This is a genomic window from Pseudomonas sp. TWI929 (assembly GCF_039673335.1).
Lineage (GTDB): Bacteria > Pseudomonadota > Gammaproteobacteria > Pseudomonadales > Pseudomonadaceae > Aquipseudomonas.
Genome location: NZ_JBDJLK010000197.1, coordinates 1 through 391 on the forward strand (window position 1 = coordinate 1; position 391 = coordinate 391).

The window sequence follows — 391 nt, forward strand, 5'->3', positions numbered from 1 at the left end:
TTCATCGCCTCTGACTGCCAAGGCATCCACCGTATGCGCTTCTTCACTTGACCATATAACCCCAAGCAATCTGGTTATACTGTGAAGACGACATTCGCCGAAAATTCGCATTTCGCTCAACTAAGAGCAGAACTCACAAATTTTACCTTAGCCTGATCCACCAGCAGTGAAACTGGTGTTCAGTCTATATCTATCACATATCCGAATTTTTAAAGAACGATCTGACAAAAGTCAGAAATCAACATTCGCAGGAATGTTCATTACTGAGTTCTGATCAGCAAATGAATCAAGCAATTCGTGTGGGAGCTCATCAGCAGGCTGATGTCGTCGATTAAGGAGGTGATCCAGCCGCAGGTTCCCCTACGGCTACCTTGTTACGACTTCACCCCAG

Annotated in this window: 1 rRNA gene; it reads right to left on the minus strand. The window is 45.3% G+C overall.

Annotated elements, in window-relative coordinates:
• Positions 1-332: 332 nt before the first annotated feature.
• A 16S ribosomal RNA gene (locus ABE456_RS28540) occupies positions 333-391 on the minus strand; the annotation flags it as partial.